This is a genomic window from Gaetbulibacter sp. PBL-D1 (assembly GCF_050509525.1).
Taxonomy (GTDB): Bacteria; Bacteroidota; Bacteroidia; order Flavobacteriales; family Flavobacteriaceae; genus Gaetbulibacter_B; species Gaetbulibacter_B jejuensis.
This window is the reverse complement of record NZ_JBNWKB010000028.1, coordinates 1-12,741: the sequence shown is the minus strand read 5'-3', so window position 1 is coordinate 12,741 and position 12,741 is coordinate 1. Positions and strand designations below refer to the sequence as shown.

Genomic DNA, 12,741 nt, shown 5'->3' with positions numbered 1-12,741 from the left:
AGTAGTTTCAAAAAGCTTGACCTTTTTATGTGTTTTAGCTGCAATGTCAAAAATATGGCAGTACACAATACGCTCAGTCTTTTTTGGTGCATAAACAGTAAAAAATTTAATCTCGTTGTCATAAAATAACTCACCTACAAACGTTTCTTTTTTATCGCTCTCTACAACCTCATTAAATACTTTTTTAAGATTAGCGTCAAAAATATCAAACAGAATATCTCTTTTACTATTACGCACTATACCTGTAAGTCCAGACTCTGTAGTGTGAATTGAAAGGATATCGTTTGCTTTAACTTTGTCTTTGTATTCTTCACTTTCGGTAACGGTTAGTTTAGTAGTACTTTCTTGGGCTGTAGCAAAATGTAATGTCAAAAGCATTACAATTAGGGCGAGTTTTTTCATGTAAGTGTTTTATTGTTAATTTAAGGAAGAAAAGTACAAAAAAACTCAGACACATTGAAATACATATGTCTGAGTTTTAAAGCCCCAAATTTCATTGCCAACACTGTAGCAAAATATGCTGACCTACAAAATTTTCGAATTAAATATATAAATTAATTTATTGATTTACAAGTATTTATAAAAATATTTTTTTATAAGATATACCCTACACCTAAAAGTACAGAAAATAAAAACGTGGTAAGTGCCAATACTTTTAACTGCGAATCGAAGTCTGAAGCAGTTTTAGCTTTACTTATTTTTTTAGCATGAATTATCAACGGAATGTAAGCCACAAAAAACAAAAAGTTTAGTGGTGAAGTGTAATACAAAATAGTAAACACCAGCGAAACCAATATAGCTCCAAAAATTAATGCTAAATGATACGTTTTAGAACGTTGCTTACCTAGTTTTACGGCAAGTGTAATCTTGTTTGACAATATATCAGAATCGATATCTCGCATATTGTTTAAATTGAGTACACCAACACTTAATAGCCCTAATGAAATTGAAGGTAAAACCACATTGTGGTCTATCTTATTAGCATATAAAAAGTAGCTACCCATTACACTTACAAGTCCAAAAAAGATAAACACAGAAACATCTCCTAATCCTCTATAACCATAGGCTTTTGAACCCATAGTGTAGTTGATTGCTGCATAAATACTAAGTCCTGCCAACACAATAAACAATAGAGAATACAATAGATTACCTTGCCCAAAAGACATATAAATAAGCAAAAGTGACAATACAATAACTATAAGTATATTTACCTTAATGGCTTCCAGCATTTGAGCTGGAGTAATGCTTCCGCTTTGTATAGCACGTTCTGGTCCTTGTCGTTCATTGTTGTCGGTACCTTTTACACCATCGCCATAATCGTTAGCAAGATTTGATAAAATTTGTAACGCTACAGTAGTTAAAATAGCAAGTACAAAAATAGCTGTATTATAGTTTCCGCTATAAAACGCGAAACAGGTTCCAATAATAATTCCAGAAACAGACAAAGGAAGTGTTCTTAGTCGAAAAGCAGACAACCAAGGTTTAAGTTTACTCATTCAAATAATTTTTATGGCTAAATCAAGGAATCCACTTTTTATCAAAATTTGGCTTTCTCTTTTCTAGAAAGGCATCTCTACCTTCTTTAGCTTCATCAGTCATATAAGCCAAACGTGTTGCTTCACCAGCAAATACTTGCTGTCCTACCATACCATCATCGGTTAGGTTCATAGCAAATTTAAGCATTTTTATAGAGGTTGGTGATTTTGCTAATATCTCTTGAGCCCACTCATAGGCTGTATCTTCAAGCTCGTCGTGAGGAATTACAGCGTTTACCATTCCCATTTCAAAAGCTTCTTGTGCAGAGTAGTTTCTTCCTAAGAAAAAGATTTCACGTGCTTTCTTTTGACCTACCATTTTAGCTAAATAAGCCGATCCATAACCACCATCAAAACTGGTAACATCAGCATCAGTTTGTTTAAAAATAGCGTGCTCTTTACTAGCAAGCGTTAAATCGCAAACTACGTGTAAACTATGTCCTCCACCAACTGCCCAACCAGGAACAACAGCTATAACCGCTTTTGGCATAAAACGAATTAAACGTTGTACTTCAAGAATATTAAGTCTGTGGTAACCATCTTCACCAACATACCCTTGATGTCCTCTAGCTTTTTGGTCTCCTCCACTACAAAAACTCCAAATTCCATCTTTGCTTGAAGGTCCTTCGGCAGAAAGTAACACTACACCAATACTTGTATCTTCATTTGCATCGTAAAATGCATCGTAAAGTTCGCTTGTTGTTTTTGGTCTAAAAGCGTTTCTAATATCAGGTCTGTTAAAGGCTATCCTAGCAACTCCATTACACTTTTTGTAGGTAATATCTGTATACTCTTTGGCTGTTTGCCAATCAATTTTACTCATAAGAATTGTTTTCAGCGTAAAAATACATATTTACATCTAATTTAAATTCATTTTTTTGGTCGGACTTTGACGCGTAACTAATTTTGCACAAAAGACGATTGATAAATGAAGGTTTTAGATTCTCCTATAGCAAATCAGGTCGAGGCTACGTATTGCCTTGAGGTTGGCGATTTTCATTTTTTCAAAAATCTTGTAGTTGCAGAATTTAAACAAGGTGCTTATGTTTCTTTTGAAGATTATAAAGAAGCTTATGAGCTATGTCTTGATATTTTTAATAATACGCCTTTTGGCTTTATCTCTAACAGAGTTAATTCTTATTCTATAAACCTAGTTGATGCACAAGAGCATCGAAAAAAACTTAAACTGTTGCACGCTTATGCTATAGTTACTTATAGCCATAATTCAAAACGAATGCTTATAGTGGAAGACCACTATTTCAATTTAAAAAGAAAAAGGTTTAACGCGTTCATTGATGCTTTTAATTGGGTGAACAAAAAAGTAGTTTTAGCTACTCAAAGCGTTAAAGAAAATCATTAAAACAAGCTTTATTTGACGTTTTGTATCACTTATAAACAAACGCAATCGTTTTCGCTACAAACAACACACAAACAATTATTAATCAACTGTTTGCAAACCAATTAAGCTCAAAAGCAAAACTTTAGAAACTTCTTACTAAAACACATTAACTGTTATAAAATTAACACTAAAAACGTTAAAGTGCAATGGATTACATTTAAGACCTCTTGTTACACAGTATCTTTGCCGCTGATTTTTTAAAAACAGCCTATTTAATGCGATTAACAGAGTCCCAATTAAAATCTAAAATCCTAAAAACCTACAACTTAAAAAATGGTATCGCTCATTTTTTTGAAAACTTTGTTGTTATTGAAACAAGTGAAGGTGTTTTTAGTGATTTTGAAAATTCTAAAGACTTAATTTCGCTTATCGATTTACATTTTGGTACTCAAAAGCCTTTTGGCATTATCTCAAACAGAGTAAATTCTTACTCCATAAATATTTTAGATTCTGAAAAATTTAAACAGAGATTTCCAAACGCTAAAGCCAAAGCTGTTGTCGCTTATTCTAATCGTACTACAGATATTTCTAAACTAGAAAGCTACTTTTGTCATATAAAAAGAAAAGATTTTACTTGCCTACTAGAAAGTGAAAAATGGATGAGAAAAGAGTTAAATAACTCTAATGTGACTATTTAAGGTAAATTCCGTCTTCCTTAATTTCAATACGTTTTTGCTTGTATAATGTACCAATTGCTTTTTTAAAGCTCTTTTTACTCATTTGAAGCTGGTCTTTAATGGTGTCTGGATCAGACTTATCATTAAGATTTAAATAACCTGAGTTATCTTCAAGTTCTTTTAAAATGAGTTCAGCATTAGGTTCGATACTTCTGTAACCTATTTGTTCTAAAACAATATCTAACTTATTATTATGACGTATTTTTTTCACATAGCCTTTAAGTTGGTCTCCTATGCTAATATCTTTAAAAATGTCTTCGTTAAAAATAAGTCCTGAATGCTTTTTATTGACAATTACATTCATTCCTATTTCAGATGGATGGGATACAATGATATCAACTTCTTCAAACTGTGATACAGTCAATTCTTTATTATCTAAAAACCTATTAGTTTTACTTGAAGCTACAAGACGTTCAGTTTCTTCATCTAAATAGCAATACACCAAATACCAACCACCTGTTCTCATTTTAAACGCTTGTTCTTTAAATGGACAAAACAGTTCTTTTACCATTCCCCAATCTAAAAAAGCACCAAACTTAGTAACCTGATTACATCTTAATACTGCGAAATCGCCTTTTTTAATGTAGGGTTTGTCAGTAACCGCAACAAGACGTTCTTCGTTATCAAGATAAACAAATACTTCTAGTTTATCTTCAATTTCAAAAGACTCAGGTACGTAACGATTAGGCAATAAAACTTCATTACCTTCATCATCTCCTAAGAACAATCCTGGATCGGTTTCTCTAAGGATTTCTAATGTATTGTATTCTCCTATATTTATCATGTTGCAAAGGTAATGATATTAGTTTATGGATATAAAAAAAGCGCTACAAGTTTGTAACGCTTATATATTGTTTTAAAACAGACTTTTAGTAAGCCGATTCTTTCTTAAAATGCTTAGTCAATAAATAATATACAACAGCTCTGTATTTATTTCTGTTTGACTGACCATATTGCTCCATTACTTTAGCAATACCTTTATCTAAATCTGGACTGTCTTTTAATCCTAATTTCTTGATTAAGAAGTTGTTTTTTACAGTAGCCAACTCTGACTCATCAGAACCTGATACAGTAGATGCATCAGCATTATATATTGATGGTCCACAACCAATAGTTACTTTTGTTAATAAGTCCATATCTGGTGTTACACCAACTTTGTCTTTTAAATCAGCTGCATATTTTGCAATTAGTTCGTCTCTTTTGCTCATTTTGTAAAATTTTAGTTTTTAAAAAATTAATCGTTATTAAATATAGCTATTTTTTAGACACCTAAAAAGTCAAAAAGTCACTTTTTAACGATTACTTAATGTAACTGAAGTAGTTAAGCAATATTTCGTCATTTACTGTTGAAGGTGTAAACACCTCAAGCAACATTGGTTGTTTTGATGCATTAAAGAACGTCGATAACTGCTCGTTCAACTGCGTTTGATCATGAGCTGTTTTATAATCTAAACCATGCATTTCGCACAACTGCTTTGCTGTAAGGTTGTGTTTGGTTTCAAAATACTGATCAAAGTTTTCGGTGTTTTTATGTCCTGGAAGAATACGGAAAATACCTCCTCCTCCATTATTAATAACAATAATCCTGAAATCTTTAGGAATATAGTTATTCCACAAGGCATTGTTATCATATAAAAAACTCAAATCACCAGTTACAAAGGTTGTTTGGTTTTTATTGGCAACTGCAAAACCTATAGCTGTACTTGTACTTCCATCAATACCACTTGTTCCTCTGTTGCAAAATACCTGCAAAGATTTGCTAATATTAAACAATTGCGAATATCTAATGGCTGAACTATTACCTATTTGTAATGCTGTTTGTTTTGGTAATGCTTTAAAAACAGTATCAAAAACTTTAAAATCACTAAAAGGGATTTCTGCTAAATACGCTTTATGTAAATCGTTTCGTTTTTGTTTTACTGCTTTCCAAACTGACTTGTAGTTACTCTTTTTAAAGTGTGTTATTTTTGGAAGAAACTCAGAGAAAAACTCATTAGGAGTAGTTTCAATATGCTTTTCTAAACAAAAAAAGGTATCGTTTGCTTTTTTACTGTCAATATGCCAATGCTGTTTAGGTTTGTGGTTTCTTAAAAAAGCTTTCACTTTTTTAGACACTACCATACCTCCAAAAGTTAACAAAATATCAGGTTGCAACTCAGTAAACTCAGCATCAGTAAGTGGTGCAATTATTTTATCGATACTTGGAAAAAACTCCTTATGATGCAAATTAGATGTGGTTTCAGTAAACACAATAACACTATTGTCGTTTGCCAATTCATCTAACCATTTTTGCTCAATCTCGTTTGGAGGATTAACACCTACCAAAATCATTTTTTTGGAAGCATCACTCCAATCTTCTAAACACAGCTTTAAATCGACACTATCAACTTTTTTCGGTGAAGCATCAACTGTAATTACTTTTGGGCTAACTGACAATTCCTTAACCGTTTCATACAAAGGTTCATCAAACGGAACATTGATATGCACAGGTCCTAATTTGTGAATTGCAGTATTTAGTGCAAGATTTATTTCTTCTTCGTTTTCTTCCTGCAGAGCTTGTTTAATTCCTAAAAAGCGTTCCAGTTTATTTTCAATACTCTTTATGATTGCAGGCTCGTCATCGTCTCCACTTGTTTTTGGCAAGTTTTTAATATCGAGCTTTAAATTGGCTGAGTATAAAATATGATTTTTATAAACGTCTTTTTGATTGATGGTTTGTCCATCTCCAATACCAACTAGGTGTTTTGGTCTATCTGCTGAAATAACCACTAACGGAACATCGCTATAAAATGCTTCAGCAACAGCTGGATAATAGTTTAATAATGCACTTCCTGAAGTACACACTAATGCAGTAGGATGCTGAGTATTTTGAGCGATTCCTAAAGCAAAAAAAGCAGCACTACGTTCATCTACTATGCTATAGCAAGTAAAAAATGGATCGTGAGTAAAACCTATAGTTAAAGGTGCATTTCTGCTACCTGGAGACAATACAATATGCTTAATATTTTTAGCTTTACAAAGCTGAATAACTGTTTGTGCTAGCGGAATTTTTGGGTATGACATACAATTCTATAAAATAGTCTTACAAAATTACTTAATATGCACGACTTAACGAATTTTAATACTACCCTATTTTTACCGAAGTCATCGTTAGTGAACCTGCAACAGGTGTATCATTAAAAAATTGTATATCATCTTTAGACGTTTGAAGTCCTAAAGTATACAATAAAGGATAGTAATGATCTGGAGTTGGTATGGCTTTAACAATGTCGTTATGCAATGATTTATAATTGATTAAATCCTTATGATTACCATCTGTTATTTTGGTTTTAAAAAGCTCATTAATCTCTAAAGCCCAATCAAAACCATAAGTCTGCTCAACCTTATCCCAAGCAATCATTTTTAAGTTGTGCACCATATTACCACTACCAACAATAAGTACTCCTTTTTTTCTTAACTCTAACAACTGTTGTGCTAAATTATAATGATATTCAGGTGGTTTAAAATAGTCTATACTCATTTGCACTACAGGAATGTTAGCTTTTGGATACATATGACTGATAACACTCCAAGCACCATGATCGAGTCCCCATTCATCATCCAATCCTACATGAGTTGATGTAATATGATGCGTAATTTCTTCAGCTAACGTAGGTAATCCTTTTGCTGGGTATTGTACATCAAAAAGTTCTTGAGGAAAACCGCCAAAATCATGAATGGTTTTTGGTGCTTCCATATTAGTAACAAGCGTACCGTTAGTTAACCAATGCGCTGAAATACATAAAATAGCAATAGGTGTTTCCAAAGTTTCGCCTAGTGCATTCCACTCTTGTGTAAATGCATTGTTTTGAATAGCATTCATAGGAGAACCATGCCCTACAAATAACACAGGTTGAACTGTATCTTTGTAAGGTAACTTACTTTGCCATTCGTGTAAATGAGATGCTGTCATATCAATATTGCTCGTTTCATCACTTTGGCTTTAGCAACCGTTTCTAACCATTCAGCTTCTGGATTGGAGTCTTTTGTAATACCTCCTCCTACAAAAACAGTAGCAGTATCATCTACAATTTCCATACAACGTAAATTCACATACAAATTTGTGGTTGTTTTTACTGTTGCATACGCATTGTTTTCAACATTTCGTCGATTGCGATTCCTGGTTTTACTGTCTTGTAAATTAAGTGTTCCTAAAAACCCTGAGTAAAAGGTTCTTTGATAGTTTTCGTGTTTTAAAATAAAGGTCTTAGCTGCTTCTTTTGGCAAACCACATACAGCTGGTGTTGGATGCAAAATTTCTATCACATGCTGTAAATCGTCTTTAAGTAAACCAGTTATTTTTGTTTTAAGGTGCAATAAATTTCCTGCTTTTACTGTATTGACTTCACCAATGCTTATACTTTTTACAGTTTTAGACAGTCCGTCAACAATAAAATCAGTTACTATTTGCTGCTCTTGCTGTTCCTTTTGTCCCCAAACCACATCCATATTCCCTTTATATTCTTGGGTTCCTGCCAATGCCATTGTTGAAAATCTATTATTCTCTACTGATAACAATGTTTCAGGTGTCGCACCTATCCACAACCCAACTTTTGGGTGGTACCATAGGTACACAAAAGCAGTAGGATAATTTTCCAAAACATCTTCAAACAATTGAAATATGGTTTTAGACTTTATATTTACAGTCTCTTTTCTAGACAATACAACCTTTTCAAATTCTCCAGAAACAATGGCCTCAACACCTTGCTTTATAAGTTGAACGTGTTGCTGCTTTTCATCTTCTTGCTCTTCAACAGAAACCTCAACCTGAACTTTGGTATTAGTAGATTTATAATCACTAACAATATGTTTTGAAGCTGCTTGCGGAATTAAAACTGTTTTAGCTTCAGAATTAAAAGGTGCAAAAACAAAACCTCTTTCTGAGAAATTTTCAACCGAAAACAAGATATCATTTAACTGCAAATAAGCGTTTAGCCTTGACTGGTTTGGTGATCTGTAAACCACAAAAGGCAATTGATTGTTATATTGCTGAGATAATCGCGCTATTAAAGACTGAAACTCCATTATTTCTTTTTAGGCAAACTAATAGTAGACAATCTACAAATAGAGACTAAGTTATCGTTGTCATCAGTAACACGAATGTCTAATAACTGTGTTGTTCTTCCTTTATGTAAAAAAGTAGCTTTAGCGTACACGTGACCTTCGGTTACACTTTTTACATGGTTAGCAGTAATCTCAATACCACGTACAAAAACCTCTTCTAAGTTTGAGAATATATTTGAAGCAAAGCTACCAACGCTTTCAGCCAAAGCAGCTGTTGCTCCACCATGCAATACTCCATCTGGTTGGTACACTCTAGAGTTTACAGGCATTTTTGCAACTAGAAAATCATCTCCATAATCAATCATTTCAATTTGTAAGGTTTCCATTAAGGTGTTCTTACTAATTGCGTTTGCTTGTTTTAATATCTCTTCTTTAGTTAATGGCATAAATACTGTATTTTTAATGTCGCTAACAAAAATACAAAAACAAAGAGCAAAATATGACTCAAGTTGAAAAGGAAATAAGCTATACTACTACAAACTCATACTCCACTTTAAACACGTTAACCAAAAGCACTAAAACTGTATGGTTTGTGTGTCATGGCATGGGTTATTTAAGTCGGTATTTTCTAAACTATTTTAAGCAATTTGATGCTAATGAAAACTATTTTATTGCACCACAAGCACAAAGTAAATACTATATTCCGCCAAAATCTAAATATGTTGGTGCAAGTTGGCTTACCAAAGAAAACACTGTGAAAGAAACCGAAAATGTCATGCGCTATTTTGATGCTGTTTTTGAAGCTGAAAATATACCCGACAACCTCAATTTTATTGTGCTTGGTTACTCGCAAGGTGTTAGTGTAGCAATGCGCTATCTTGCAAAACGCAAACTACAATGCTCTCATTTATATATTCATTCTGGTGGAATTCCTAAAGAATTAACTCCTGAAGATTTTAGTTATTTAAACACTAAAGTGTCTCTAATTTATGGTACTGAAGACGAATATTTAAACGAAGAACGTATTGCTTCTGAAATACAACGTGCAAAGTCCCTTTTTGGAGATACAGTAAGTATTCACCCTTTTGAAGGTAAACATGTAGTGAATGTAGATTTAATAAAAAGATTAGCATGAATATTCCTCCTATAGAAAACGATCGTGTTAGCTTAACCTTACTGGGTTTAAGCAATTATAAAAAGTTACAAGAGGTTGCTAACGAAAAAGACTTAATTGCCTATTCGCCTAGTGATATTTCTTCTCCCGAAAAGCTAAAAAGCTACGTACAAACTGCTGTTGATGGTTTTTACCATAAAACCATTATTCCGTTTATTATCTACGATAAACAGAAACAGAAATTTGCTGGTAGCACACGCTTTGGTAACATCAACTGGGACAATAAAACACTGCATATTGGTTGGACTTGGATAGGACGCGAGTTTCAAGGTAGCGGACTCAATACCAACATGAAGTTTTTAATGCTGCAGTATGCGTTTGAAACTTTAGCATTTGAAAAAGTAGAATTCAGAATAGATGAGCGCAACATACGTTCAAGGAAAGCTTTAGAAAAACTTGGTGCTACACTTGAAGGCATTCTTAGACGCGATGTGGTTTTAAAAGATGGATTTCGACGTAATACCTGCTGCTATGGTATTTTAAAAGACGAATGGCCAACTATAAAGTTGACCATTTTTAAAGAGTTTAATTAAAGTTGTGTTACTCACACGTAGTTCTTACCAATGGCATTGTAGACGTGTACTTAATAGTTGCGTTGTCTTGAAACGCTGTTCCAGAGTCGTTTAATGCTCCATAGCCTTCAATTAAAACAGAATCATTAACCTTAAATGCAACTTCACGCTTACTTTCAACACCTTCTGAAGTAAATGTATAAGTTCCTATAAGTTTATCATCGTTTAGAGTTCCTTTAAATACACCTTGGTTTGCATCTTTTTCAGCATAGGCATAACTTAAAGTTCCTGTAATACTGTCTTCTAAAATATTGGTGATTTTAAACCTTACCTTGTTATTGTCTTTACTATACTCAAAGCAACCCAATTCCACCAAAGCGGTTAGTGTTTCTTCGTTTGCAATAACCTCTTTAACATCGTGTATTACCTCTTTTGTAGTGTCTTTATTGTCTTTATTGTCTTTACAGCTACTTAAACTTAGTATAGCACCTACTATTAAAACGATTTGTTTCATTGCTTAATAGGTTAAGGTGTTACGCTTTTAAATCGCATCATTGTGACATCGTCTATCAACAAATGCAGTTTACCTTCCTCATCAATTGTATAGGCATTTACTTTTTTAATAATATTTTTAAAATGGTTTTCACCTTCGCCACAATACATCATAGTTGCAGGTCCTGGTTCGCCAAAAGAAATGCTATTACCATCAATAGTAACACTAGCCGAATACCCATTACAACCACTGTTACCAGTGACTTTTTGGTCTTCTTTATTAAATGTTATTTGTGGTTTCTTATCAGGAAAAAGACCTTCAAAAGCGATTCGTGGACCAGATAAATGCTCCAGTTCCCATTGTGTGTTATACAACGCATCTTCGCTTGAAGATTTTGAAGAATTACAAGCTGTCACTAATACTAACAGCAGTAGTACAAAAGATAGTTTTTTCATGTCTTAGATGTGTTTTTATTAATCTTGAAGTTACACTTTTTTTGGTAAAGGAGTAGTCGCCAAAACATTAAAAAACGATTAACTAGTTTGTTGTAAGGTTTTATTTTTTTCTTTAAGCACTGCCAACTGTTTTTCTAAAAAAGTAATGGCTTTTTCGGTTTTGTAACTGGCTTTTGATGCAAAATCCTTTGCCTCTGCTTTAAACTTTTCTTTACCAGATTGTGCAGCTTTAGACACATCGTCTTTTACTTCGGTAAAGTCGCTTACTATTTGGTCTTTTATGTCCTTACCTTCTTTTTTAAGCTTATCTCTGGTTACTTTGCCTTTTTCTGGAGCTAGCAACACTCCTACTCCTGCTCCTATAAGTACGCCTAGTACTATTGCACCTTTATGTATCATAACTATATTTTTTTAAGGTTAAACGTGTTTACTTATTAGTAGTAAACTATTGTGTTTTGTTACAAACAAGCTGTGTGCCAAATTGATAGGAAGGAATGGATTTTTTAAAATATCTTCCATGGGTTGAATCCAGCCGCTTCAATTGCAGGTGCTAGAGTGTCTGCCATAAACTCTTTTTCTTCTGTGTCGAGTTCGTCCCAAGGCAATTCGTCAACGAGATTAGAAATCTGTTTCAATTTTGTTTCAGATGGTTCATTTGAATTGTCAATTTTGACAAGTCTATCGAGAAAGTTATTAGTTGCTTTTCTGAGTATATCAATTACTTGCTGGTCTGAAGAGTTAAGTCCACGAGCTTCCCAATTTTCAGAATTCTCATAAATGTCTGAATTTTTAATCTCGTTTACCGTTTTCAAAAGTTTATCGTTATTCATGTTTTTTCAGTGTTGTCCTTTTTAGTTTAAAAAAGTTTAGCTGCAATAAGCTATAAAAGTTGCTATCTAAAGTACTTTTATGTTAAACATTGTCTGATAATATACACCAAGAACTATAGCTAATCTATTATCAAATTCTTTTAAATCATATTCACTTGCATGTAATAAACTTTTCTTGGCAAGTTTTGGACTGTATCGATACTTAGTATTTACTATTAAAAAATTTCTAATCCCTTCTGCTTTTGTTGAAAATGCAATACATTTAGAAAATTGTTCGTTCAATTTAATCCTAATTGGATTCATTGAATCAACATTGAATAACCTCTTTTCCATCTCCATGTCTTTTCCCGAGCGATTGGACTCTGTCCACAAATTCAGATTACGGATTTTTAATTCCAGTGAATCTTTGAAAAAATCTTCTGACAGTTTTTTGTCACTCCAATCAGAAATAAATTCAAAATAAGCTGCTTCATTGGAAAGCTCAGGATATTGTTTTTTTAATTTAAGTTCAAACAATCGAACTGAATTCTCCAAAACATCCCGTTGTTCACTTTCATAACATTTTTTAGATGAAATATTTTTTTCTGTTTTACATGAAAGAAGTCCCAGAAATAATATGATTA

At 33.0% G+C, this 12,741-nt stretch carries 18 protein-coding genes; 4 read left to right on the top strand and 14 right to left on the bottom strand.

Features of this window, described 5'->3' with window-relative positions; translation table 11 throughout:
* From ACQ0RB_RS15400 to ACQ0RB_RS15390, 3 genes are all read right to left on the bottom strand, one after another.
* Window positions 1-402 (bottom strand): hypothetical protein (locus tag ACQ0RB_RS15400; protein WP_430499567.1); only part of this gene is annotated, 402 nt, incomplete at its 3' end.
* A gap of 191 nt (window positions 403-593) precedes the next feature.
* Window positions 594-1,496, bottom strand: coding sequence for a 1,4-dihydroxy-2-naphthoate octaprenyltransferase (gene menA / locus ACQ0RB_RS15395; protein WP_430499565.1), 903 nt, complete (start codon window positions 1,494-1,496; stop codon window positions 594-596).
* 22 nt (window positions 1,497-1,518) lie between these two features.
* Window positions 1,519-2,358: a 1,4-dihydroxy-2-naphthoyl-CoA synthase gene (locus tag ACQ0RB_RS15390; protein ID WP_129760238.1), complete on the bottom strand. Its 840-nt coding sequence runs from the start codon at window positions 2,356-2,358 to the stop codon at window positions 1,519-1,521.
* Window positions 2,359-2,463: 105 nt separating this feature from the next.
* On the opposite strand from ACQ0RB_RS15390, the gene ACQ0RB_RS15385 reads away from it, so the two are divergent.
* Window positions 2,464-2,895: a hypothetical protein gene (locus tag ACQ0RB_RS15385; RefSeq protein WP_129760239.1), complete on the top strand. Its 432-nt coding sequence runs from the start codon at window positions 2,464-2,466 to the stop codon at window positions 2,893-2,895.
* A 254-nt stretch (window positions 2,896-3,149) separates the two neighbouring features.
* Window positions 3,150-3,572 (top strand): hypothetical protein, encoded by a 423-nt coding sequence (locus ACQ0RB_RS15380; protein WP_131506940.1) that lies wholly within the window; start codon window positions 3,150-3,152, stop codon window positions 3,570-3,572.
* On the opposite strand, the gene ACQ0RB_RS15375 is transcribed toward ACQ0RB_RS15380, so the two are convergent.
* The 6 genes from ACQ0RB_RS15375 to ACQ0RB_RS15350 all read right to left on the bottom strand — a co-directional run bounded on the left by ACQ0RB_RS15375 (window position 3,565) and on the right by ACQ0RB_RS15350 (window position 9,100).
* Window positions 3,565-4,395, bottom strand: a complete 831-nt coding sequence (locus tag ACQ0RB_RS15375) for a CvfB family protein (RefSeq protein WP_129760241.1) — start codon at window positions 4,393-4,395, stop codon at window positions 3,565-3,567. The genes ACQ0RB_RS15380 and ACQ0RB_RS15375 overlap by 8 nt on opposite strands.
* A gap of 85 nt (window positions 4,396-4,480) precedes the next feature.
* Entirely contained in the window at window positions 4,481-4,819 is a 339-nt protein-coding gene (locus tag ACQ0RB_RS15370) for a DUF2853 family protein (RefSeq protein WP_129760242.1), read from the bottom strand.
* A gap of 91 nt (window positions 4,820-4,910) precedes the next feature.
* Window positions 4,911-6,674: a 2-succinyl-5-enolpyruvyl-6-hydroxy-3-cyclohexene-1-carboxylate synthase gene (gene menD, locus ACQ0RB_RS15365; protein WP_430499562.1), complete on the bottom strand. Its 1,764-nt coding sequence runs from the start codon at window positions 6,672-6,674 to the stop codon at window positions 4,911-4,913.
* 61 nt (window positions 6,675-6,735) lie between these two features.
* Entirely contained in the window at window positions 6,736-7,563 is an 828-nt protein-coding gene (gene ygiD / locus ACQ0RB_RS15360) for a 4,5-DOPA dioxygenase extradiol (protein ID WP_430499560.1), read from the bottom strand.
* The gene (locus tag ACQ0RB_RS15355; RefSeq protein WP_430499558.1) at window positions 7,560-8,675 is read right to left on the bottom strand and encodes a chorismate-binding protein; all 1,116 of its coding nucleotides are present in this window, start codon (window positions 8,673-8,675) and stop codon (window positions 7,560-7,562) included. Before ACQ0RB_RS15355 ends, ygiD begins: the two co-directional genes overlap by 4 nt.
* Window positions 8,675-9,100 carry a PaaI family thioesterase gene (locus tag ACQ0RB_RS15350; RefSeq protein WP_129760246.1) on the bottom strand — a complete coding sequence of 142 codons (426 nt, stop codon included), beginning with the start codon at window positions 9,098-9,100 and terminating at the stop codon, window positions 8,675-8,677. Before ACQ0RB_RS15350 ends, ACQ0RB_RS15355 begins: the two co-directional genes overlap by 1 nt.
* Window positions 9,101-9,153: 53 nt before the next feature.
* Here ACQ0RB_RS15350 and ACQ0RB_RS15345 point away from each other — a divergent pair, with 53 nt between their 5' ends.
* Together ACQ0RB_RS15345 and ACQ0RB_RS15340 are read left to right on the top strand one after the other, a co-directional pair.
* On the top strand, window positions 9,154-9,789 hold the full coding sequence (locus ACQ0RB_RS15345; protein WP_430499556.1) for an alpha/beta hydrolase: 636 nt from the start codon (window positions 9,154-9,156) through the stop codon (window positions 9,787-9,789).
* Entirely contained in the window at window positions 9,786-10,361 is a 576-nt protein-coding gene (locus ACQ0RB_RS15340; RefSeq protein ID WP_430499554.1) for a GNAT family N-acetyltransferase, read from the top strand. The genes ACQ0RB_RS15345 and ACQ0RB_RS15340 overlap by 4 nt, the downstream gene beginning before the upstream one ends.
* A 7-nt stretch (window positions 10,362-10,368) precedes the next feature.
* On the opposite strand, the gene ACQ0RB_RS15335 is transcribed toward ACQ0RB_RS15340, so the two are convergent.
* The 5 genes from ACQ0RB_RS15335 to ACQ0RB_RS15315 form a co-directional block, all read right to left on the bottom strand.
* Window positions 10,369-10,854 (bottom strand): hypothetical protein, encoded by a 486-nt coding sequence (locus ACQ0RB_RS15335; protein ID WP_430499552.1) that lies wholly within the window; start codon window positions 10,852-10,854, stop codon window positions 10,369-10,371.
* A gap of 11 nt (window positions 10,855-10,865) precedes the next feature.
* A complete protein-coding gene (locus tag ACQ0RB_RS15330) occupies window positions 10,866-11,288 on the bottom strand; it encodes an META domain-containing protein (protein ID WP_131506960.1) in 423 nt (140 codons plus the stop codon).
* A gap of 78 nt (window positions 11,289-11,366) precedes the next feature.
* The gene (locus ACQ0RB_RS15325) at window positions 11,367-11,687 is read right to left on the bottom strand and encodes a YtxH domain-containing protein (RefSeq protein WP_131506962.1); all 321 of its coding nucleotides are present in this window, start codon (window positions 11,685-11,687) and stop codon (window positions 11,367-11,369) included.
* Between the two features lie 104 nt (window positions 11,688-11,791).
* Window positions 11,792-12,100 (bottom strand): hypothetical protein, encoded by a 309-nt coding sequence (locus tag ACQ0RB_RS15320; RefSeq protein ID WP_430499551.1) that lies wholly within the window; start codon window positions 12,098-12,100, stop codon window positions 11,792-11,794.
* An 84-nt stretch (window positions 12,101-12,184) separates the two neighbouring features.
* Window positions 12,185-12,741: hypothetical protein (locus ACQ0RB_RS15315; RefSeq protein ID WP_430499549.1), on the bottom strand; the 557-nt coding region annotated here is incomplete at its 5' end.